17 protein-coding genes are annotated in these 21,768 nt (G+C 61.7%); 10 read left to right on the forward strand and 7 right to left on the reverse strand.

Annotated features, from left to right (window positions below; translation table 11 throughout):
• Window positions 1–64: 64 nt before the first annotated feature.
• Window positions 65–526, forward strand: coding sequence for a MaoC/PaaZ C-terminal domain-containing protein (locus ACQI5H_RS20210; protein WP_427081091.1), 462 nt, complete (start codon window positions 65–67; stop codon window positions 524–526).
• A gap of 74 nt (window positions 527–600) precedes the next feature.
• Here the strand turns inward: ACQI5H_RS20210 and ACQI5H_RS20215 are convergent, their stop codons facing one another.
• Together ACQI5H_RS20215 and ACQI5H_RS20220 are read right to left on the reverse strand one after the other, a co-directional pair.
• Window positions 601–1,614 (reverse strand): alpha/beta hydrolase, encoded by a 1,014-nt coding sequence (locus ACQI5H_RS20215; RefSeq protein ID WP_427081092.1) that lies wholly within the window; start codon window positions 1,612–1,614, stop codon window positions 601–603.
• Window positions 1,611–1,811: a hypothetical protein gene (locus ACQI5H_RS20220; protein WP_427081093.1), complete on the reverse strand. Its 201-nt coding sequence runs from the start codon at window positions 1,809–1,811 to the stop codon at window positions 1,611–1,613. Before ACQI5H_RS20220 ends, ACQI5H_RS20215 begins: the two co-directional genes overlap by 4 nt.
• A 494-nt stretch (window positions 1,812–2,305) precedes the next feature.
• Here ACQI5H_RS20220 and ACQI5H_RS20225 point away from each other — a divergent pair, with 494 nt between their 5' ends.
• From ACQI5H_RS20225 to ACQI5H_RS20240, 4 genes are all read left to right on the forward strand, one after another.
• Window positions 2,306–2,470: a hypothetical protein gene (locus ACQI5H_RS20225; protein WP_427081094.1), complete on the forward strand. Its 165-nt coding sequence runs from the start codon at window positions 2,306–2,308 to the stop codon at window positions 2,468–2,470.
• A gap of 289 nt (window positions 2,471–2,759) precedes the next feature.
• Window positions 2,760–2,978, forward strand: coding sequence for a hypothetical protein (locus ACQI5H_RS20230; RefSeq protein WP_427081095.1), 219 nt, complete (start codon window positions 2,760–2,762; stop codon window positions 2,976–2,978).
• A 293-nt stretch (window positions 2,979–3,271) separates the two neighbouring features.
• Complete coding sequence (locus tag ACQI5H_RS20235; RefSeq protein ID WP_427081096.1) at window positions 3,272–4,816, forward strand: hypothetical protein; 1,545 nt, start codon at window positions 3,272–3,274, stop codon at window positions 4,814–4,816.
• Window positions 4,817–5,407, forward strand: coding sequence for an SCO family protein (locus ACQI5H_RS20240; RefSeq protein WP_427081097.1), 591 nt, complete (start codon window positions 4,817–4,819; stop codon window positions 5,405–5,407).
• Window positions 5,408–5,878: 471 nt separating this feature from the next.
• On the opposite strand, the gene ACQI5H_RS20245 is transcribed toward ACQI5H_RS20240, so the two are convergent.
• Complete coding sequence (locus ACQI5H_RS20245) at window positions 5,879–7,291, reverse strand: cation:proton antiporter (protein WP_427081098.1); 1,413 nt, start codon at window positions 7,289–7,291, stop codon at window positions 5,879–5,881.
• 252 nt (window positions 7,292–7,543) lie between these two features.
• On the opposite strand from ACQI5H_RS20245, the gene ACQI5H_RS20250 reads away from it, so the two are divergent.
• The 4 genes from ACQI5H_RS20250 to ACQI5H_RS20265 all read left to right on the forward strand — a co-directional run bounded on the left by ACQI5H_RS20250 (window position 7,544) and on the right by ACQI5H_RS20265 (window position 13,672).
• A complete protein-coding gene (locus ACQI5H_RS20250; protein WP_427081099.1) occupies window positions 7,544–8,965 on the forward strand; it encodes an NAD(P)/FAD-dependent oxidoreductase in 1,422 nt (473 codons plus the stop codon).
• Window positions 8,966–9,034: 69 nt separating this feature from the next.
• Window positions 9,035–10,972, forward strand: a complete 1,938-nt coding sequence (locus ACQI5H_RS20255) for a 3-deoxy-7-phosphoheptulonate synthase (protein ID WP_427081100.1) — start codon at window positions 9,035–9,037, stop codon at window positions 10,970–10,972.
• A 197-nt stretch (window positions 10,973–11,169) separates the two neighbouring features.
• Complete coding sequence (locus tag ACQI5H_RS20260; protein ID WP_427081101.1) at window positions 11,170–11,757, forward strand: UbiX family flavin prenyltransferase; 588 nt, start codon at window positions 11,170–11,172, stop codon at window positions 11,755–11,757.
• A 115-nt stretch (window positions 11,758–11,872) separates the two neighbouring features.
• Entirely contained in the window at window positions 11,873–13,672 is a 1,800-nt protein-coding gene (locus tag ACQI5H_RS20265) for a non-oxidative hydroxyarylic acid decarboxylases subunit C (RefSeq protein WP_427081102.1), read from the forward strand.
• A 48-nt stretch (window positions 13,673–13,720) separates the two neighbouring features.
• On the opposite strand, the gene ACQI5H_RS20270 is transcribed toward ACQI5H_RS20265, so the two are convergent.
• Window positions 13,721–14,518 (reverse strand): DUF5336 domain-containing protein, encoded by a 798-nt coding sequence (locus tag ACQI5H_RS20270; RefSeq protein WP_427081103.1) that lies wholly within the window; start codon window positions 14,516–14,518, stop codon window positions 13,721–13,723.
• A 64-nt stretch (window positions 14,519–14,582) separates the two neighbouring features.
• Complete coding sequence (gene eccE, locus ACQI5H_RS20275; protein WP_427081104.1) at window positions 14,583–16,502, reverse strand: type VII secretion protein EccE; 1,920 nt, start codon at window positions 16,500–16,502, stop codon at window positions 14,583–14,585.
• Between eccE and eccB the strand changes: the two genes are divergently transcribed.
• Window positions 16,401–17,906: a type VII secretion protein EccB gene (gene eccB, locus ACQI5H_RS20280; protein WP_427081105.1), complete on the forward strand. Its 1,506-nt coding sequence runs from the start codon at window positions 16,401–16,403 to the stop codon at window positions 17,904–17,906. The two genes, eccE and eccB, sit on opposite strands and share 102 nt — an antisense overlap.
• A 696-nt stretch (window positions 17,907–18,602) precedes the next feature.
• Here eccB and purU read toward each other — a convergent pair.
• Both purU and eccD read right to left on the reverse strand, forming a co-directional pair.
• Window positions 18,603–19,523, reverse strand: a complete 921-nt coding sequence (gene purU / locus ACQI5H_RS20285; protein ID WP_427081106.1) for a formyltetrahydrofolate deformylase — start codon at window positions 19,521–19,523, stop codon at window positions 18,603–18,605.
• Window positions 19,524–20,252: 729 nt separating this feature from the next.
• Window positions 20,253–21,674 carry a type VII secretion integral membrane protein EccD gene (eccD, locus tag ACQI5H_RS20290; protein WP_427081107.1) on the reverse strand — a complete coding sequence of 474 codons (1,422 nt, stop codon included), beginning with the start codon at window positions 21,672–21,674 and terminating at the stop codon, window positions 20,253–20,255.
• Window positions 21,675–21,768 lie beyond the last annotated feature (94 nt).

The following is a 21,768-nucleotide window of genomic DNA, read 5'->3' on the forward strand; positions in this document are numbered from 1 at the left end:
CCGCTGCCAGCCTAAGCCGCCAACCGAAACGGGCTTACGCCCGACCCATCACAAAGGGGGCACATTGAAAACCGTCGAGTCATCTACTGTCATCTATGCAGACGATCTGCAGGTCGGACAGATTTTCTCGCTGGGATCATGGACGTTCTCCACCGAGGAGATCATGGCCTTTGGTCGACTGTGGGATCCGCTGCCTATCCACGTCGATACTCGAGCGGCGGCTGCGTCGCGATTCGGCGAGTTGGTTGCCAGCGGGATTCACGTGGTGGCGGTTATGCAGCGGTTGACGACCGATGCCGTGTACAGACGGTCATCGCTTGTGGCAGGGCGCGGCATTCAAAAGGCATGGCTTACAAGTCCGGTACGCGCTGGGGTGACGTTGCACGGCGAGGTCGGCGTGCAAGACGTGCGTCTGCGCGTTCATAAGAACGCGGTGGTGTCGCTGCTGGGCACGTTTCGGGACGCGGAGGGAAACAAGGTATTCGAAATGGTTGTGGAGTCGGTTTGGCGGACTCGACCAAGTTAGTTCCCTCGAAAGAGCAGTCCACGACGCTGCTATTCGGGAAACGCGTTGCTGGCTGCCCCGTCGCGGCTATCAAGCTACGCGCTGGCTTCGTCCTCCACGGATGTCGTCGCGTAGCGGATGAACGCGGTGATCTCATCGACTGCCCGCCGGGCGTCGGGGTTCACGTCGAAGGTGAGCTGGAAGGTATGCATCGCCTTGTGCCACACCTGCACCCACACTGGCACACCGTGTAGGCATAGGCGCTGCGCCAACGCAAAGGTGTCGTTGAGCAGCATCTCGTGGGTGCCCACTTGAAATAAGAACGGACCAAGACCGCGCAAATCGGCTTCGGGTGGCATGAGCGGGAGCGGGCGTGTCCCGTTCGCGGTGGCGAACACTTCGTAAATGAACTTTACTGTAATGAACGGAAATAACGCGTCACGGTGTGCTTTGAGCGCGCGGTACTTCAAGCTCATGTCTGATGACGTCAACGGGGACATCAGGACCTGTGCTGCCGGCACGGGCAGCCCAGCGTCGCGTGCAGCTAGCGCGGTCTGCGTGGCGATCAAACCGCCTGCCGAATCCCCAGCAAGCACAATGCGATCCGATGAGAACCCGAGCGAGAGGACGTGGCGGTAGGCGTCGATCCCGTCGGACACCGCTCCCTCGATAGGGACCTGCGGAGCAAGCCGGTAGGCCACGTTGAACACCTGTGCGCCGCTAAGTCGCGACAGTTTGCTGACGAATCGTCGATGCGAATTGAGGCCTAGGGTCACCAGCGCCGAGCCGTGGAAGTATATGACCACTCGATCAGAGTTACGAGCAAGCGGAGCAACCACCCACTCCGCGAGACAATGCGGCAGGGCGACGGAGGTCACCTCGGTTCCAGCCAGCGCGGGCACTACTGATAGCGGCTTGTCGATGACGTCGAGGCGGGCTCGTTGCAGGGCGTCAGGGCGCAAACGGTTGACGATCAGGCCCATGATCGTCAAGGCGAGCAGCACCGGGCGTACGAAAATGGCTGCCAACAACGCCAATAGGCGGGACTGCCAGGACGCAGGGCCGAAATGGGCAACGTGAGGTTTGTGACTGCAATCGGCCAGATTCACGCCACGATGATACATCGTGTATCGCTCGCTCGGAGTCTGAGCCCGCCGTGCTGCCACGTTGTGCCGCGGCTGGCAAATTCGAAGGGCAGGTCATCGAGGATGCTGTGCGCAAGGTCGCGCAGCGCCGAGAGATCCGCTGCCGGGAGTCCCAACAGATCGTAGTTGACCTCGAGATCGATAACGTTGAGGGTGCCCACAGGATAGGTCGGGTTGGGGTATCCGATCGTGCAGGGGACAACCAAGGCCAGCGCTACCTGCAGGGCGCCAGCGGGTCGGGGCGTTAATGAACGCCCGTTTTGGCCGGACGAACGGCTGCTGGATCGGTATGTCACCTACCGCCTACGGATGTGGCCGATATCGCAGCCGACTGAGAATGGCTGCTGTGTCACTGGGTAGGCGTTGTCGGGTTGGCCGTGCGCCGCGGAATGCGCGCCGCGCGGCCATTCCGCCTGGCCTTCACCGCTGGTGCACGGGGTGTCCCAGGAACTGGGGCGGGGGGCAAGGGCGGCGGCTTGCGCCGCAACCTTCCGATCATCGAATCCGGCGTCCAGCGGCAGTCTATCCATTGCCCGTGCGCCGATCGCAGCGTCGACCATGGCGACGACGTGTTGGCTCAGATCAGGGTGGCAACCCAATGAGTACTTCGTTTCATACTTTGGGCTTTGTTCGGCTTGACATCCAACTGGGCGAAATGACGAGCGTACATCGCGTCGGCGCCGACGTTCGGATCGACTGGGCGGCCGACGCAGGGCGTGGCGCGCATTCGCACCCCGACATCGGCGAGGCAGAGCCGCTCGCGCCACTGGAGATGCTGGGGAAGGCGTTGTGCGTCAACGCAACGGGGGCAGCGGCATGAGTGGAACGCCGACCTGCCGTCAGTTGCCAGACGAGACGGCCGATGCGCCATTTTGCACGATCTGTGACGCCGTTGGCCTGGACTGTCGCAACCGCGCTCGGCGTGGCCGCTCAATGGTTTGCCCCGATTGCGTTGTCGCGGGTCGCGATTGGCCCGAAGAACACGCCGACGGACGCTGTGCCGGCGGTGGCGAGCGCCATGCCGCATTCGATCGCTGGCACGTCGCTATCCCTAGCGGCCACACCGTCACGGTGGGGTTGCCGGGGCACTACGAAGGGAGTATCGGCGCATGAGATCACTGTTGTTCACCCTTGCAGCAGTCGCTGGCGGCTATGCAATCGTGGCGTGGATCGTCGGTTTCGTCGCCGACGCGGGGTTGGCCGGCGCCATCGCCACGACAGCCTGGCTGATCGCCTACATAATCGGTCAGTGGCAGCACGAACAGATGCGCCACGATTGCGAACAGACAACGGCCACACGGTCGCACGGGCCTGTCGGTGAAGCGTAGGCAGGTTCATTGTTTGCGACATATGCAGGACTTGTCCCACTGGAAAGCGCGTCAGCCGGCTGGATTTCGGGAGCGAAACGGCCGAATAGGGGCACAGCACTTCGAATTCCGCGTCGTGGAGGAGGCCGACGCACGCCGGTAGGTGCGCGGCGCCGACTCTTGCTCGGTGTCTGCAAGACGATGAGCAACCATGCTGCCTCGATGTCCAATGGGGCGGTGCCCCCAGATAAACCCACTCCCAACAACCGACGACATCGATCGGAGCACATGTTGCACTCAGAAAGTAGGAGGCGATGAGCAGTTCGGCACTGGTGGACGAAAACGGTCTTGACACAGTGCAAGTCGCACACCTTCGGCATTGGCGCAACCTTTCGCGCCAGCCGGTGAATGATTGGTCCCTGATGGGAGGTCGGGCCCCCGGTCAAGATGATTTTTCCAGCTACCGATATCAGCTGGCCTACATGATCTACGGTGCGGCACTTGTGCATCGCCACCGATTGCCTGCTGCCCCGGGGCTGTTCCAACCAATGATTCAGAGCTTGATGACCAAGTTACTCGCGCCTGAGACGTGGCTGTTTTGGAAGGACACTAGCCGTGGGGGGGCGATATTCAACGAACACCTCTCGGAGGGCTACGTCGAGCAATGGGATCCGGTCCTGCGTGACAACATCATGTTCAGCGCCTACGTCCAGTCGGGTGCCCTATTGCATGACTACCTGTTCGGTAGCGACATGTATTCGCAGGCCGGATCGCTCACCTTCAAATTCTGGACGCCATTGTGGGGCGGCAGCGAGAAGTCTTTCGAATACGACAGAAATTCGCTCAATGACCACATCTATTGGCAGATGGTGCGCAACGGCTACCTCGGCGTGGCGTGCGAGCCGAACTGCATCTTCCAGATCTGCAACCAGCCGGCCATCTTCGGGTTTCGGCTTCATGATCTCATCACGGGGGGTTCGCGCGCCGCGGAGGTGACGCAGAACTATGAGCGGGCTTGGGCGGAGTTTGGCCGCCTCGACGAGACCGGGCATTACAACATGATGATCTTCGAAGACTCCTATGAGATCGTTCCGAATACTGGCGCATGGGTTGATGCTTGGTGCGGAACCCTCATGAACATGTGGAATCGAGAGTTCGTGCATGCCAACTACACTCGGCAGATCACGGATCTGGTTCAGCCGCAAGATGACGGCACTCTGTTTGTGCGCCCGTCACCCAAGACAATGATGGGCAAGCCAGTTGACCTCGGTGTCGCCGACCATGGCTGGGTCGCAGCTTGGGCGTCCGAGATGGGTGATGCGAACACGCGCGACGGTGTATTGGCATACGCCGACGCGTATTTGAACCCGACATATCGCGACGGCGGCTTGTACTACCCCCGTAACGACACCCTCTACGACGACGTCGGCCGTTACATCGAAGTGGATCCGATGGCCGGCAACGTGCTATTCGCATACGCGAGACTCAATGTTGCCGACGGGCTTTGGAAATTGTATAACCAGCCGTGGAACCGCGAGCGCTTCAGCGAGCCAGCTATCACCGCGGTCGATGACGACATCGATATCAGCCGGGCCTACGTAAACGATGGCGTGCTCACCGCATCGCTGCGTTCGCATGCCAGCGGCGTGGGACAGCGCCGCATCACCGTGGGCCGCGTGCTGGGCCGTGGCAACTGGCGAGTGGCGATGGACGGCGTTGATGTCGCTCGAATTGTTGACTGGACAGTCACGCCGCTCGACAGGGCTGGCCCAGCCCTGGCCTGCGCACAGGACGGCGAGGTCGCGCTGAGCTGCCCGGGCTACGAGCCGCACACGTTTGTTCTCACACCGGAGGTCTAAATGTCGCCTATCGAAGGAACTTTCAACCTCGTCGACCACGATGGAAACCCGGTCACCGAGCAGACCTATCGCGGTAGCTGGATGATGGTGTTTTTCGGATTCACCCATTGCGAAGTGGTGTGCCCGCGTGCACTTTCGCGCCTAAGTAGCGTCTTGGCCGAGATCGGCCACGAGCGGGCACAGTGCATTCGGCCCCTATACATCACTGTCGACCCTGACCGTGACACCCCGCCGGTCATGAAACAGTTCGTCGAAAGCAGATACCCGCGGTTCACCGGGCTAACCGGCACGACCGAACAAATCGAGAACGCCAAGAACGCGTTTAACGTCTTCGCGCGGCCAAAAGCCGACGCGGCGGCACCGGATGGCTACGTCGTGCCACATACCGCGATCACTTATCTGCTCGACCCCACCGGGACATACCGGACACATTGGACCGATACACGCGATGTGGTTGAGATCGTGCCAATGCTCACGGCCGAGATCGACGGGCTCAACCGAGCGCGGGACGTGCTCGGGGGGCCGCGGCCACACTCGAGCGCACAGTATGAGGCCTGCGGTGATACGTGCGGAACGCCCTCGAGCCCGTGATGAGTTGGATTCGCTGTAGCCGGTTGGTCTTTCGGTCGACAGACATTCGAAGTCACACGCCCCGTGCCGGGGCCGAGGGCCCACGAATTGGCTGGCGAAATTTCGGCGACCGAATCCGTTGGCTGTCCCAGTGAATCACCGCCAGCTTACCAATTAGTCGACCACAACAGTCCGCCGCGGCGGAAGAAATGAGGGGAAGCGATGTTAGCAGCCGTGGGTCCAGTACTACTTGTGCTTCTGCTCGTGGTGTCTCCGGTGCTGGTTCCGACTGCGAGCACGGTCATTCATTTCATCGCTGAGCGCCGGCGCAGGCTCTGAGTTCGACGCGCCCACGCTCACGCATAGACGTGGGCGGGCGGTTCGAATCGTCTGCGCAGGCTGATTTGTCCACTGGTCGCCACTGGGCCGACCAGCCCGGCTCAGTGAGGTTATGATCCCGTCGCGGCGAGTGCGCAGACCGGTTGTGCTCAATTACAACGCTTTTGGTGGGGCATGCCTGTGACCGCCGTGGAGCTTCTCGATGGCATCGGGGGTGACGGCGTCGAGGTATTGGTGGCAGCGTTCGGTGTTCGACCAGAGCCGCCGCGCTAAGGTCAGTCTGCGTCTGAGCCATCGTGGGCTGAAGGCTCTACGGCGCGAACGACTCGGCCGGTTGGGGTAAAGAATGTCCATCAGCGGGCCTGTCATGGCTGTTGTCACGAGCGCCATGAGTACCATCATGGAGAACATCTCATCATCGAGAATGCCTAATTCTTTGCCCACCGTTAATATCACCAACTCGGTTAACCCGCGGGTATTGATCAACACTGCGATGATCAAGCTATGCCGTCGCGGTAGACGCGACAATCGTGCAGCGCCGTAGGCGCCGAGGAATTTGCCGCCGATAGCGACACCCACGATCGCCGATAATTGCACCCAGTCCGACGCCGACAACCCGCGAATATTTACGCTGAGTCCGGTCACAACGAAGAATAGGGGCAGTAGGAGTATGACGCTGACCTGTTGAAGCCGGCCGAGGATATCTCGCACAAACCTATCGCTGTGCGGCAAGATCCTGCCGAAGATGAATGCGCCAAAGATCGGATGGATGCCGATCTTGTCAGTAATCCACGCCGAAATCACGGCACCGACCAGGACCACTGCCAGCATGTCGGGGGTGAGCTTTCCCGCTCGGTGATACCAGTCGTCCAAGCGTAGTGCCTGGCGCCGCCCAACCGAGTACATGGTGACCGCGAAGACGGCGGTCAGTGCGACGATTCGCAGCACCCCCAGCAGACTGCTACCCCTGATTACAGCGACGACAAGCGCCAACAGCGTCCAGGCGATGACATCCCCAATCGCCGCTGAGGCAAGCGCGAACGCGCCAATTTGAGTCCCTTGGATTTGGCGATCGGACAATATGCGCGCCAGCACCGGAAACGCGGTGATCGACATGGCGATACCCAGGAATAGCACCATGTCCAGTTCCGACACCGCGTGTCCCGCCACGCTTTGATGGCGCGGATACAAGAGCAATGCGAGCAGAGCACCGAGGCCAAAGGGAACGATAGTTGAGGCAAACGAGATCGCTCCCACGACGGACTCGCGTCCGCGCACGACCGCCATATTCATCTCGAGCCCGACGATGAACATGAACAGGACCAGGCCAAGTTGAGCGAGAATGTTCAGCTGTAATAGCACATCGGCCGGGAATAAGACCTTATCTAAGTGGCCGGGCAGCAGTCCTAGCAGGCTCGGACCTAGCGCGACTCCGGCGACAATCTCACCCACCACGGGCGGCTGGCGCAGCTTCAGCGCTAGGTGTCCGAGAATTCGGGCGGATATAAGAACGATGCAAACATCGAGTAATACCCGCGAGAGGACTGCAGCGACATTGTGGTTCATGGGCCGATGTTCATGCTCTGCCGCGCCAGGGGCTGTGTCCTGTAGTCGATTGGGATGCAGCGGCGCGGGCATCAATGTGGCGTGGGCCCTGAGATGGGTTAGGCCTGTCGGGCGCGTGGGGCAGCGCGTGGCCAACCAAACGTTTCGGTGGGTCAGCGCGCGGGCTAGTCAGCGGAGACTCGGATTGATACACTGCGTATCACGTTACAGGATGTATCAGTTATGTACTATAGCTCATCCGGGGGCTTATCGATGGATGGCCACACAGAAGTCCTGGTTATCGGTGGGGGGCCGGCGGGGTCGACCGCAGCGGCATTGTTAGCTCGGGCCGGTTCACAGGTGAGGTTGTTGGAACGGGAGAAGTTCCCGCGCTACCACATCGGCGAGTCCCTACTTGCGTCGTGTCTGCCTGTGCTTCGGTTGTCGGGCGCTTATGAGAAGGTCCGCGACTACGGGTTCCAAGTCAAGCGGGGTGCCCACTTCCTGTGGCGGGACGATTCGTGGAATTTGGATTGGTCCAAATTGGTGGATGCCGAGGCTTGGTCGTGGGAGGTCGAGCGGGCGGCGTTCGACGACATCCTGTTGCGCAATGCCGAGGAGCAGGGTGCAAAGGTTGATGAAGAAGCCACGGTCACCCGCGTGGTCTTCGACGGGGACCGTCCAGCGGCGGTGGAATGGAAATCCCGCGATGGCCGCCAGCACACCTTGACCTTCGACTTTCTTGTGGACGCTTCCGGTCGGGCTGGTGTGTTGTCGCAGCAGCATTTCCACATCCGCCGTCGCCATGAGGTGTTCCGCAATACTGCGGTGTGGGCGTACTGGGAGGGTGCTCACTTGCACCCCGATAGCCCGGAGGGCGCCATCAATGTCGTTTCCACCCCGGAGGGGGGGTGGTTCTGGGACATTCCGTTGGGACACGAACGTTTCAGCGTCGGTTACGTTGTTCCTCAACGGCTTTTCACCGCTCATCGTCGCCAGCATGCCTCGCTCACCGACTGCTACATGGCCTTCATCGACGACAATGACGCGATGCGTGGCTTACTCGATGGGGCGCGCAGGGTCAGTGCGGTACGAGCCGAACAGGACTATTCGTATGTCTCGGAGCGATTTTGCGGTCCGGGTTATGTCATGGTGGGCGATGCTGCGTGTTTTCTGGATCCGTTGCTTTCGACTGGGGTGCATCTGGCCACATACGGCGCGTTGGCCGCATCGGCGGCAATCGCCACAATTCTGCGGGGACAGATGAGCGAGAACGAGGCGCTGGGCTTTTTCGACTACACCTACCGGCGGTCGTACGCCAGGTTCCTGTCGCTGGTTTCGCGGATGTACACCCAGTACGTCGGTGCTGACGAATACTTCTCTCATGCCCACGAACTGAGCCGCGCATCGGGTCGAGACAGTGACACTGCGGAGCAGTCGTTCACTCGAGTCATGACTGGGCTCACGGATGTGCGCGAGGGGCACGAAACCGAGGTCCGTACCAGTACCGACGTGTTGATTGCCGAAGCCAGCCAGCTCAAGGACCATCTGGCCGAATCGAATCTGAGGTACATGGGTGGTTTAGACATGTCGGTGGTGTGGAATTTGTGGCGCGATCCTTTGGGGCCGGACACGGCGATGGGTGACGTCCATATCGTCACCGAGCCCCTGCTTGGTTTGACCAAAGTGCATTGACCGATGTCCCGAGTTGAGGTTGTGCGGCCGCAGGCGCAGGTGAGCGAGTTCGCCAGCCCGCTGACGAGAATGTTGCTGGCCGGCAACGGACTGACCACTCCTGTCTTGGAAGCCGCGCTTGGTACTGCGCTGCGAGTGCGGGTGCTGCGTCAGGACGACGTCGCGGTCGAGCAGATTCCTGCTGGAATCGCTGGGCAGCTGCGGTTGGTTGGTCAGGAGCGGGTGGTGGTGCGTCGCTCCTGCCTGGTCGATCCGGTGTTGAATCTGGTGTCTGTCAATTTGGTTATCGCGGCCGCGGGGCCGGCCACTGCCTCGGGAATCGATCGGTTGGATAAGCCGATTGGGTACAGCCTGATCGCTCCGGGCATCTCCCAACAGCGCCATAACCTGCGCGTCGGGTTGGCCCGTTGGCCGGACGGTCGCGAGTGCGCGGTCAAGGCTTACCTTGTCCTTCTCGATGATCAGCCGTTGTGCTACATCCGCGAATGCTTTAACCCGTCGTTGATCTCTGCGGATCTTTTCGAGGGCAGCCATCGAGACAGTTTGGCCCGCGCCTGGGACGACGAACCGATGACGGTGCCGCCCGTCGAGTGTGGTGTGCATCCCGCGTCGGGCCTACCGGTGTGTCCGGCCCTGCATCAGCCGGTCTGGCCGGACGTGGACGCGGCGCATGAGTGTGGTGATCGACTGCGCGCACTTCCCCCATTGGTCAGCATGGCCGAGTGCGAGCGACTGACCTACGATCTGGCTGCCGCATGCGCGGGGCGATCGTTCGTTCTGCATTTGGGCGACTGCGCCGAAACGTTCGATTCGTGTACTACCCCCGCGCTGGTGGGCCGTCAGGCGCTGGCGGCCGCTGCGGCGAGCGTGTTGGCCTACGGCAGTGGTCTTAGGGTCGTAACGATCGGACGGATCGCCGGTCAGTACGCAAAACCACGCTCACAGCCGATCGAGGCGTCGACTGGCTTGCTCTCCTATTTCGGCGATATGGTCAACTCTGCCAAACCCGACCGGGCCGCACGAGTCCCCGATCCTCATCGCATGCTAGCGGCGTACTTTCACTCCGCAGTCACCCTCAATCACTTGCGCGCTCACCCTGTCCCGCCGAGCGCCGCGGTGGCAAGGCTCATTCGTCGCGCGGTAAGTATGTGTCCGACGCGCGCCATCGCGGACATGCTCGGTGATGTGGCAAATATGGTGGATTTGGCGTTCGTTGCCCCGCCCGGTTCGCATGTGTTGCACAGTCTCGTACCGGAATTGCGCATCTCACACGAAGCGCTGGTGCTCGGCTATGAGCATGCTCTGACCCGGTGCGGCGCTCACGATCGCCTGTGGGACTCCTCGGCGCACCTGTTATGGATCGGCGAGCGAACCCGTCAACTCGACCATGCTCATATCGAGTTGGCCCGGCGGATCGCTAATCCGGTCGCGGTGAAACTGGGGCCTACCACCAGCCCCGGCGATGTCATCGATCTTTGCCAGCGACTCAACCCCCGCAAACTTGCAGGTCGGCTCATGCTGATTCCCCGCCTCGGTGTCGGGCACACTGAGCGGCTGCTGCCGAAATTAATGGATGCGGCCGCAGCGAGCACAACGCCGGTCTGCTGGGTCTGCGACCCGATGCATGGCAATACCCGCTTGTCCGGCGACCGACGCAAGACTCGACACCTTGAGGACATCATTGCCGAAATCCGGGCGTTCTTCTGCGCTTGCCGGGACACCGGCACAGCGCCCGCGGGCCTTCACCTCGAGACTTCCCCCGACGAGGTGACCGAGTGCCTGGGCGGCTGGCAACAACTCGACGAAAGCCATCTGGCTAGCAACTATCGAACCCGCTGTGATCCGCGGCTCAACGACATTCAGACAATCAGCTGCGTCACGGTCGCCGTGCAAGAGCTCGCCGTAGGAAAAGGTTGGGCTGCGGCGAGCGCGAAACAGCTTGCGCCGCAGTGCTCGACGCAACCTCGCCATACCGGAGAAGACGAACTTGCCCACCTTGATTGCTAGATCGCGTGAGCGTTGTCTTGCGCTGTTGGCCGGCATTTCCACAAAACCAGTGCGCTGATGTGGATGTCGATGGTCAACGACTCTTACCTAGATCAGTTCCCCTCAAGTCTCGATGGCCTTGGGGGATTCCGAGGGTCGTGTGCGCGGGTGAGCGCAGATGTCGTGCCCTAGTTGATTTGAGGCCGAAAGGTGAAGCCGTGGAACTGATCGTTGCGATGACAGGCGCTACCGGCGCGCCGTTAGGCGTGCGCCTTCTCGAACACTTGCATGAGCTCGACGACGTGCGCACCCACCTCGTGATGAGTCGCTGGGCGCGCAGCACGGTCGAACTGGAAACCCCTTATAGTGTAAGGGAAGTCGCCAAGCTCGCCGACATTGCCTACAAACCCGGCGATCTGGGGGCCCCGATCTCCTCCGGCTCTTATCGTACCGATGGCATGGTCATCGTGCCGTGCAGCATGAAAACACTCGCCAGCATCCGACTCGGCTATGCCGATGGGCTGATTTCTCGAACGGCCGACGTCTGTCTCAAGGAGAGACGCCCTCTAGTGCTCGTCGCGCGAGAGACCCCCCTGAACGAGATTCATTTAGAAAACATGCTGGCTTTGCGCAAGATGGGTGCAGTGATTTTTCCGCCTGTGCTCGGGTTTTATCATCGTCCAGACTCGCTCACCGATGTCGTCGACCACCTCATCGTCCGTATCCTCGACCAGTTTGGGATCCCAACACCATCCAAGGCGCGATGGACCGGCGCGCCGCACCACGCTCCTGCCGGGCAAAAATGAAGACCCCGGCAAGCATCAGGCGCGTTCGTCGGCAGGGCCCGACAGGCATCAGTGTTGCGTGTCGGTGGGGCGGTGTGCGGTCTGCCGAATCGCCAGAGACCTAAGGGAGTTCACCATGGCCTATGACGATCTGCGCAGCTTCCTACGGGCACTCGACGAGGCGGGGCAGCTGCTGCACATCGCCGACGAGGTGATGCCGGAACCAGACATTGCTGCTGCCGCCAACGCTGTTTGCCGTTTGGGTGATGCCGCTCCTGGCTTGTATTTCGACAATGTTGCCGGGTTCGCCGATGCCCGCATCGCGATGAACGTGCACGGTTCCTGGGCCAACCACGCCCTCGCTCTGGGTATGGACAAGAGCAGTGCCATCAAGGATCAGGTTGGCGAGTTCATGCGTCGCTGGACCAAGTTTCCCGTCAAGCCCGAATGGCGCGCAGATCCGCTATGGGCGCAGAACCAACTCCAAGGCGCAGAAGCCAACGTTTTCGATGTCCTTCCTCTGTTCCGCCTCAACGACGGCGACGGTGGCTTCTACATCGATAAGGCGGCGGTTGTTTCAGAAGACCCCGACGACCCGGAGAACTCCGCCAAGCAAAACGTCGGTATCTACCGAATCCAGGTCAAGGGCCCCCGCACCCTGGCTTTGCAGGCGGCGCCGATGCACGACATCGCTCAGCACCTGCGTAAGGCCGAGGAGCGAGGTGAAGACCTGCCCGTCGCTATCGCCATCGGCAACGATCCAGTGATCTCTATTGTCGCCTCCACCCCAATGGCTTACGACGAAAACGAGTTTGAGTTGGCTGGGGCCCTGCGCGAGGCTCCCGCGCCGATCGCCAAGGCCCCAGTAACCGGCCTGCCCGCTCCGTGGGGTTCTGAGGTAGTCATCGACGGCGTTATTCAGTGCCGCAAACGCGAGATCGAAGGCCCGTTTGGGGAGTTCACTGGTCACTACACTGGTGGGCGCAAGACGCCCGTCATCCGCGTCGAGGCGATCTCGTATCGCACGAACCCGATCTTCGAACAGCTCTACCTGGGGATGCCCTGGACCGAACTTGACTACTTGCTGGCCGCCAATACCTGCGTGCCGCTCTATAAGCAGCTCAAGCGCGAGTTCCCTGAGGTGCAGGCGGTCAACGCCATGTATACACATGGCCTGGTCGCGATCGTCTCTACCCACAAGCGCTATGGAGGCTTCGCCAAAGCCGTCGGTGTTCGTGTCCTGACCACTGCGCATGGTCTGGGATACGCGGCTACTGTCATCGTCGTTGATGGAGACGTCGATCCGTTCAACCTGCCGCAGGTGATGTGGTCGCTGTCGACCAAGATGATTCCATCTCGCGACTTGATCGTGATCCCGAACCTCTCGGTGATGGGCCTTGCTCCTCAAGCTGATCCTGCCGGCATCGTCGACAAACTCATCATCGACGCCACCACCCCCACTGAACCCGAATGTCGCGGCAACTACAGCAATCAGGTCAACGACTTGCCCGAGGTTGACGCGTGGCTCACGACGCTTCAGGCCCTCGCCGGGCGTAACCCGCCGCCCACATCTGCACGCGAGATGACGGGGCGAGCACGACGCGAGTGCAATCCATCAACGGGGGTCGGCCAGGTGATCCGAGATTGGCCGGGTATCGCGAACGCTGGGCGCATGGGTGAGGGCGGGTTCGAATCGGTAGAGGCCATCATGTGCCCGCGCTGTGCGGACGAGGCTATCGAAAAGCTCTCGACGTCACCACTTCCCGGCCGCTGGGATGTCCTTCAGTGCGCGCGGTGCCTGTACAGCTGGCGCACCACCGAGCCCGCCCGCCGCAGCCGGCGCGAGGCCTATCCTGCCACCTTCAAGATGACGATCGAGGATATCCGCGACGCGCCCGAGGTCCCTAACATCCCCCCGTTGCGCGCGCAGTACTGAGCGAATCGGTGCGGACGAATCCCGGCAGTGGCGCGGCGGTGGGGAACTTCAGAAAGCGGCTTGTGTTGACGACCCAGTGGGGGAGTCGGTTTCTGGTCGAATGCTTTCGGCCGAGCGGCTTGTCGGAACGTTGGTGCCCGCTGCCGGTTGGGTGGTCTGCGCGCGTTGGCCCGACTGTGGAGAGGAGGCAGACGCATGCGGGCCGGATTGCTGCGCGTTTAAATATTCCGTGTAGAGCGCATAGCGTGCAGCGGCAGACTGTTGCGCTTGTGCGCTAGCCGCGGATTGGGCCTGCGCCGTGCCTTGCGCCTGAACCGGTCGCTGATCGTGTGCCGCGTAATACCGTTGGGCAGCCTGGGCATCGGAGGCGTAAACCTCGTCGTATGAAGGGGTTCCCTCGTCGACCGCGCCGAGTGTTCTGAGTTGGATCAGCAAGACTGCGATCGCCGTCAACGCTTGCAGCGCAGTGAGAACGACGATAACGATTGTGGCCCAGTTGGGGCTCTGGTCGCCGGTGACCAATTGTGCCAGCGCCTCAACGAAGCCCATTACCGCCAAGGCCGACATCGATTTGGTGTGAGCGCTCTGTCGTGGAAGCAGACCCAAAGCCGCAGCGAGCGCCGCCAACATGCTGAACCGTGTCGCCCATGAAATGCCGGCGAAGGGCGCGGCCGCACTGTAGCTGAGGACATAGGTTGCTAGGCCGAGCACGAAAATCAGCCAGATCGCTCGATTTGCCGCATTGGTGCGCTGGTTGGCGGCACGGGAGACTTGCGGCGGGTAAGCGCCGTAGGCAGCTGGAGATTGCGTCGAATACCAGCCCGGGCCCCCGTATTGGTATGTCATGATTTTCCCTTCTGTCTGCTGTGCTGGCGATGCGCGATCGCTTGACGCCGCGCCGCGAGCGGCGTCAGCGTTGGCCGCCTACGGAGGTTTTCACGAAGCGCAACTCTTCGTCTGTGGCCACAATGGTCACGACCGCCGATCCTGAGCTCGTACTGACCTTGACGGTGTCGGTGGTGCCGTCGAGCAGTTCCAGGACCACATCGCAATGCTCCGAGGGCTCGGTGTGCGGGGCCTGCAGCACCATCACGGTCACTCCGACGCGTACTGACTGAGCCGCGAGCCCGTCGAACATCTCCACTGAATAGTTGCGATCCGAGCCGGCCTGGATGGATCCGCGCCCGGAGTCGGCCACCCACAACAGCCCTCGATCGCCGACCTTTTCAACCATGTGCCACCAAGCGGCGGGCCGGCTGGTGTGGACTCGCACCCGTGCGCCCAGAGCCAGCGAGCGTAGCAGTACCTGTTGGGCCAAGTGCAGTTCGCCGCAAATCTCCACGCGGCGGATCTGTGGACCGAAGAGCGGCAGTGCCACCGCACGGCCTTGTGCGTCGGCTCCGATCACCTGCCCGCAACCCGAGGCCGGTAGAGCCAGGTTGTCGAAGGCCTTCTCGCCCCTGCCGAACGCCCACCGGCCGACCGACCGTTTGGGCTGCGACACCGGCAAAGTGGCAGCCAACGCCGAAAATTGTTGGCCTGGAAATTCTTCCAAGCCGTCTAGATAGACCTGGCTGCGCCCGTGAGTATCGAAGCGCGTCAGACCGCGGATCTTGACCAAGTCATGCTTCTTGTCCCGTCGAAGCGAGACGCACACCGTTGTGGAGTAGCTTGGAATGGTCCAGAGCAGACCGACTCCGGCGGTGGTCAGCATGGTGGACTTCACCGAAAAGCTTTGCAGCTGAAAGTTTCCCTGCTTACATCTGTGCCACGTCTCGTCGACGTTGCGTAAGTTCACGCCGTTCGACAACTGGTTGGTGGCGTAGGCGATTTCACTGGACGTCATCACCCGGGGGCGCAGTCCGGCTTCGATGAGTCGATTGGCAACGCGCCGCGTGGCTGTGGTGGCGGTTCTGAGGACTCCCTCACGTCCACCGCCGCGGCGCCGGACTGCTTCGGCGCACACCGAGGGATCAAAGCGCAACGCGACCCACACGGTGCGCTGAGCGATCGCGGGAAGCGGGCCAAGCACGGCGTCATAGATCGCGGCGATCGGGCTGTGACCGTGCGAGCGGGCTCCTTGGCTGATCACATCGATCGAGTCGAGCTCGATGTCGAACTGGCGCAGACAGCCGGCGACCAGCTGGATCGACAGCATTTCCCCGGAGACCGTCGTGCCTGGTTCCAGCACGGTCATGGCTTGGGGGTTTTCTTCGATCTTCAATAGCGAAAGAAGTGTCTTTCCGTCCCATCGAAAGCCGATCTGGGATCCGTCACCGATCTCGGTATCGAAAGGCTCAGCGAGAAGTGGCACTCTGCGCGATTTGTTTCGGCGTCCCGAAAGATAGCGCAGCCGCAGGGTTGCCCATTGCGGCAAGGTGAGCCTATGAAAGCGGACTAGAAATATCGATGCGACGGCCGCGCCGAATGCGGCCCCATGCCAGCCTGGGAACCTCAGCAGCCGGGCGGCGATGATCCCGATCACGATGGATACTTGCAAAAGTAGGAGATCGGCGCGCGGCAACAACCGCTCCGGGACGATGTCGACACTGTCGAGCAGCCGACCAGATGTGGACGATTTGTCGCCCGGGCGCGGCGTACGGCGGTCGGGCACGGTCTGCTTACCTCGATTCCGCCAGGCGTGATGTCGTTGGTTTTCCATGCGCACCGTCCGTGCGATACACTGTGTATCTAGTCTAGCAGCTGTTGGGAAAATGACGAGGCTTCCATGCCAGCGCAAGTGACGACGCGTGCACAGGTCAATGGGTACCGGTTCTTGATCCGGCGCCTCGAGCACGCGCTGATCCGGGCAGATTCTCGGATGATTCATGACCCAATGCGGGGCCAGATGCGGTCGTTGGTGGTCGGTTTGGTTGTCGGCGTGCTCATTGCCGGCGCCGCGGGCATACTGGCATTCTTCAAACCCACCCCGAATCTCGGCGACGCACAGATACTGCTCAGCAAGTCAAATGGTGCGCTGTTTGTCCGGATCGGGGACCGCGTCCATCCGATCTTGAACCTGGCCTCAGCCCGGTTAATCGTTGGGAAGAGCGACACGCCGAAAGAAGTCGACGATAAGTTTCTCAACCAGCTGGCCCGGGGCCCCATGGTCGGAATCGTCGGTGCACCAACGAGCATCCATGCCGGTGACGAGCCGGCTGCCTCATCGTGGACGGTATGCGACAGCACGCAAACACCGACAGCGGAGTCCTCGGGGACGTCGGGCGTCGAGACGACGGTGCTGGCCAATAATCCGGTGCTCGATGCCGGCATCCGGGCAGCAAGCCTCGCGGAGATGATCCTGACCCGATCAGGTCCCGCCGCTTTCTTGATCTACCAGGGCATGCGTGCTGCGGTCGATGCCACGGATGGGGTCTTAATGAGCGCGCTACACCTCGATGGCGGCAATGTGCGCGACATTTCGCCGGGACTGCTCAACTCGATCCCGCTGGTGAATCCGATAGTGCGGGTGAGTATTCCGGGCGCGGGGGAGGACGTCGGCTATCTCGGTTCGGGGTATCGCGTTGGTTCGATTCTGAAAACGTCCGACTCACGCGGGCAACAGTTATATGTGGTCTTGCGGGAAGGTATTCAGCCGATCTCGGAAGCTACCGCCGACATCATCCGTTATAGCGGCGGCGCGTCGGTCGCTGCCCAGGGTTGGCGGGATGTGTCGCCGGCGATGGTGAGCCAAGCACCGGTGGTGCACAGCTTGCCTGTCGACCATTACCCGGTCGTCTCGCCGCGGCTCGTTGGTGTGGAATCAGATCCGGTCGTGTGCATGGCATGGCAGCGCGCTAACAGCGCCGCCCAAGCCACCACCCGGTTGCTGGTCGGACACCGGCTGCCGCTGCCGCGTCAGGCGCAGCCGGTGCGGCTGGCTACCGCCGACGGCGGTGGGCCCGGGCTGGACAGCGCATATCTGACGCCGGGAACCGGCGAGTTCATCCAAGCCACCGGCGTGGAGCCGGATAGCAGGTCCTTGGGTCGCTTGTACTACGTTTCCGATGTCGGGGTCCGCTTTGAAATCAAGGATCCGCAGTCGGCCGCGGCGTTGGGGCTCACCGGTGTCAAGGCTGACAACGCCAAGGACGAGACTCCGCAACGCGGACCGTGGCCGGTCATTTCACTGTTACCGCCGGGACCGGAGTTGTCTGCACAGGCCGCGTTGATCGCCCACGACGGCATGCCGGCAGACCCGTACGGAACGACGGTCCAACAACCCAAAGGCTGAGCACTGCATCAGAAAGCTACGGCTCGCGGAAGACTGCATGGTGCCCACATTCGCGAGGGCGGCCGGCACGTCCGGCACGTCAAGTGGACGCGCATGTTTAGCTGCGGTTGAAATCTGCGCTGTGGTAACTGGTGCTGGTGAGTGGGTCCGACCGATTCGGGTTCAGCTTGGCGGCTGCGCTGGGGGTCTATAGACGCCGCGCAAAATCCGGGCCCACCAGCTGTTAGCGAATTCAACTCCATCGCTCGCGCCATCATCTGGGCTGGGCGCGAGCGGAACGTTGTTCGTGCGGAAGCCCAAAGGTTGTGGGTCCGTTCCACTTTGGAGCTGCACAGCTGGCGGTATCAACTGATCCGTTGTCGATGACATTGCGGTCGACACACCAACGATCGCGTGCTCAGCTTCGAGGCTCCGCTGACATTGCCGCGGCCGTCAGACGCCCTTTGAGATCTCAGACAAGGGCCTCAAACCCTCCGGGGTGGTGGTTCTTGCCGCCGGATGCTTTGGCAATGTGCTCAACGCAATACCAGGAACCACAACTACACTTTTGGCGCGGTATTCGTTCGTCGCCACGTACATCGTAGAGCACTGGCCCGGTGGGGCGATGTCTGGTCGTGGTTGTGCCGTTCATATCTTGATCCTCCAATTCGTGACCGGTACTGAGTAACTCGCTCAGCGCCCGGCTGCGGCGCCATCTCAGAACACGATCGTGCTGTTGCCGTGTCGTATCACGCGGTCTTCGCAGTGCCATTGCACGGCGCGCGACAACACGCTGCGCTCGACTTCCGCGCCAAGTCGCACGACATCATCCAGCGACGCGCGGTGGGTCACCCTGGCGACGTCTTGTTCGATGATGGGGCCTTCGTCTAGGTCTTTGGTGACGTAGTGTGCTGTTGCCCCAACTAGTTTGACGCCTCGATCTTTTGCCCGCCGATATGGGTCTGCACCGATGAACGCCGGCAAGAACGAGTGGTGGATGTTGATGATTGGGCATCCCACCGCATCGACGAACTCGGCCGACAGGATCTGCATGTACCTGGCGAGCACCACTAAGTCGAAATGTTCGCGGTGTAGCTGCTCGAGCTGCCGGGCTTCGGCCTCCGCCTTGCGATCTCGCGCCACCGGGATGTGCACGAACGGAAAGCCGAACGAACGTACCTGCTCTTCGAGGTCGGGGTGGTTGGAGATGACCATACCGACGCTAAACGGCGATTCCTTGCGTCGCGCGCGCCAGAGCAGATCGACCAGACAGTGGTCGCGTTTTGACGCCATGATGGCGATTCGCTTGGGGGTTGTGGCTGACGCCAGGCTCCACGTCATCTGCCACGTGGCCGCCACGTTGCGTTGAAAGTCTTCTTCGAACCGTTCCCGCCGAGCGCTGAACTCGGGCAAGTGAAACTCTGTGCGCTGGAAGAGTTCTCCGGTCCGGCAGTCGGTTGTATGCTGATCCAGCGAGATGGTTTCTGCTCCCCACTGCGACAAGAACGTGCCGATCGCTGCGACCGCGCCGCGCTGGTCAGGGCAGCGAACGAGAAGTCGAGCGACCTCGCCGCTGCGCGGTACCTGCAGCGGCGGGCGCTCCAGGGTTAGCGTTGGCGCTGAAGTTGTGATTGTCATAGTGGACTCCTTAAGCTTTCGTGGTTTTTAAGTTTCATGGTCTGTTGGTTTGTGGCCTTGTTTGCTGGCCGTCGCGCCCCGGTCGGTAGTCGTTGTTAGGCGCCAATCAGCTGTCATCCTTGTCGAAATTTTGGTGGTGCATTCGGCATCTGCTGCGCGCGCAACGGAATCGACGTGAGGGTTCTCGCGACGACATATTTTCCGTGGACCTCCTCCGCAACGCAGGCGGTGTGGCTATCCCCGCTCAGCCGCGTTGGGTGCGTCGCTCCGACTGGTTGAGACCGTGGGACACCGCGCATTTCGCCAGCGCCGTGCTCAGCGCGGTCGACGCATAACCCGACAGCTACCCTGCTAAGGGACATAGCAGGATTCTCCTTGCGGTGTGATGCTAGGCACATCGGGAGGTGATAGGTGACACACCTATCCACCCCCGCATTGCGGCGAGACTGTAGACACGAGCCGATCCCCGCGGATCAAAAACGCGCGGCGGATTTGGGCGATCCGGGCACATGCTCGTACGGTGTGGCAGGAGTTGGGCGCAGATCATGCGCTGTGATGTGATCGCGAGGCTCGTCGGCGCCATCCCCGGCTACCGCAGCGTGAAAATCGAATCCGGAGTGACAGGACCCCTTACCGCCGTCGACCCGCTACGCTGCACAAGTCGCGCTGATCGCCTACGACGTCATGTCGGCAGACCCGTAGCAAGCGATGGTCGAACCATGGTAGAGCTCAGAGCCGCAGTTCCCGGAAGACTGCATACACTCGGATGATCCAGAAGCACAACGGGAAGAGCATTGTGATCGCAAGGTATTCGAGGATCTCGACCTGACGTTTCATCACTGGCGAGAATTCCAGTCGCGGTGCGATCAGACCGCATGCAACGATCAGCGCCATCACGATGGCCAGAGCCAGGGCCGCGTTGATTTGCCAGCCGTCGAGGTGGGTCGCGGTCTTCACGATGAGCGCAAACGCGGTGAGCAGGCCGCCGCCGATCAGCGTGGCCGACTGGACGAGGTCGTAGTGGCTGCGGCCCCGCAAGCATAGGACGGTCGCGACCGTGATCGCGAAAGCCGTTCCCTGCCAGAAGAATCCGTTGCTCACGTCGACCGCCAGGTAGCTGCCGACGGCGGCGGCGATCGTGGCTGCTGCCACGATACCGGTCAGGTATTGGTTGGAAGGCCGGATCCGCTTAATCATGCCTTCCTCGCTGGGGACTACCTGTTTGCCGACGGCATTGACGCCTTCCACAGTGGTCCCGCCCTGTGTCTCGATGTCATCGAGCGGCTCCCCGGCGGTGGGCACCGGAGGTACCGGCAGTTGCGACAACAGGATTGTCACCCTGGGGGCGAGGTAGACGACGATGACCGACGCGGTGGCCAGAATGGCGCCCGTGGTGCGCAGCGGGGGGGACCACAGCAAGTTCGCGACGGTGGTGGCGGTGCCCAAAATCGAGAGCCCAACCAGCACGGTGTACAACGAGCGGCCGAGGTCGGAGGTCAGCAGTGCCACGAGCGCGACAAGTCCGGTGAGCCCGAAGGCGATTGGCAGCGAGCTCGCCTGCGAAGCGTCGGGAACGATGTGCAGCGAGCCGGTGAAGATCAGCGGGATCGCCACCGCGCTAAGCCACGGCGACGCCCGAGTGTTCGCAGCAAGGAGCCCCAAGATCCAGCCGGCGAGTGCCCCCGCCGAGCCTACGGCCAGCGCGGTTGCGATCACCGGCATTGCGGGGGGGTGACGAATCAGCAGCAGCCCGGTGGTAAGTGAGGCGATCATGCTAACGGCAAAACACCCGATCATCGGCGTGTCATGCGCTAACCCGCGTAGCCGTTGCTGGTCGGCTACCGCAGTGTCCACGTCGTCAACGTCGATATCGTCGAAGAGCAACGGGGCGCAAGGGGTTCCGATCTCACGGATCACCAACACGTCGCCGTCGTAGACGTTGACGTCCGCCAAGGAGCGGTGCGGGTCGAACGCTTCGGCGCCTGGGCGAGCCAGCGTCCATTTGCCTTCGGTGGTATCGAATTCGACGTCGGGTGGTTCGGGCTGAGTAGACAGATGAGAATTTGCAAGCTCGATGACGTCGTCGGCCAGGGCCCCGATACTCGCATCGGTCGGAAGCCCGACGTCCAGCGGTAGTTCGCCGACGATCACCGTGACGCGACTGAGTTCCGGCTCCGAGTCCGGCTCGGCATCCGGTTGTGGTAGCGACGACGGCAGCGGCAGCGAAATAGCGCAATCCCTTTGC

Source organism: Mycobacterium heidelbergense (assembly GCF_050205645.1).
GTDB lineage: Bacteria > Actinomycetota > Actinomycetes > Mycobacteriales > Mycobacteriaceae > Mycobacterium > Mycobacterium heidelbergense_A.

Excerpts from the sequence above, each read along its gene's own strand:
- ACQI5H_RS20225 (WP_427081094.1), top strand. The coding sequence starts at position 2,306 with ATGACGAGCGTACATCGCGTCGGCGCCGACGTTCGGATCGACTGGGCG.
- ACQI5H_RS20230 (WP_427081095.1), top strand. The coding sequence starts at position 2,760 with ATGAGATCACTGTTGTTCACCCTTGCAGCAGTCGCTGGCGGCTATGCA.
- ACQI5H_RS20235 (WP_427081096.1), top strand. The coding sequence starts at position 3,272 with ATGAGCAGTTCGGCACTGGTGGACGAAAACGGTCTTGACACAGTGCAA.
- ACQI5H_RS20240 (WP_427081097.1), top strand. The coding sequence starts at position 4,817 with ATGTCGCCTATCGAAGGAACTTTCAACCTCGTCGACCACGATGGAAAC.
- ACQI5H_RS20245 (WP_427081098.1), bottom strand. The coding sequence starts at position 7,291 with ATGAACCACAATGTCGCTGCAGTCCTCTCGCGGGTATTACTCGATGTT.
- ACQI5H_RS20250 (WP_427081099.1), top strand. The coding sequence starts at position 7,544 with ATGGATGGCCACACAGAAGTCCTGGTTATCGGTGGGGGGCCGGCGGGG.
- ACQI5H_RS20255 (WP_427081100.1), top strand. The coding sequence starts at position 9,035 with ATGTTGCTGGCCGGCAACGGACTGACCACTCCTGTCTTGGAAGCCGCG.
- ACQI5H_RS20265 (WP_427081102.1), top strand. The coding sequence starts at position 11,873 with ATGGCCTATGACGATCTGCGCAGCTTCCTACGGGCACTCGACGAGGCG.
- ACQI5H_RS20270 (WP_427081103.1), bottom strand. The coding sequence starts at position 14,518 with ATGACATACCAATACGGGGGCCCGGGCTGGTATTCGACGCAATCTCCA.
- eccB (WP_427081105.1), top strand. The coding sequence starts at position 16,401 with ATGCCAGCGCAAGTGACGACGCGTGCACAGGTCAATGGGTACCGGTTC.
- eccE (WP_427081104.1), bottom strand. The coding sequence starts at position 16,502 with ATGAATCATCCGAGAATCTGCCCGGATCAGCGCGTGCTCGAGGCGCCG.
- purU (WP_427081106.1), bottom strand. The coding sequence starts at position 19,523 with ATGACAATCACAACTTCAGCGCCAACGCTAACCCTGGAGCGCCCGCCG.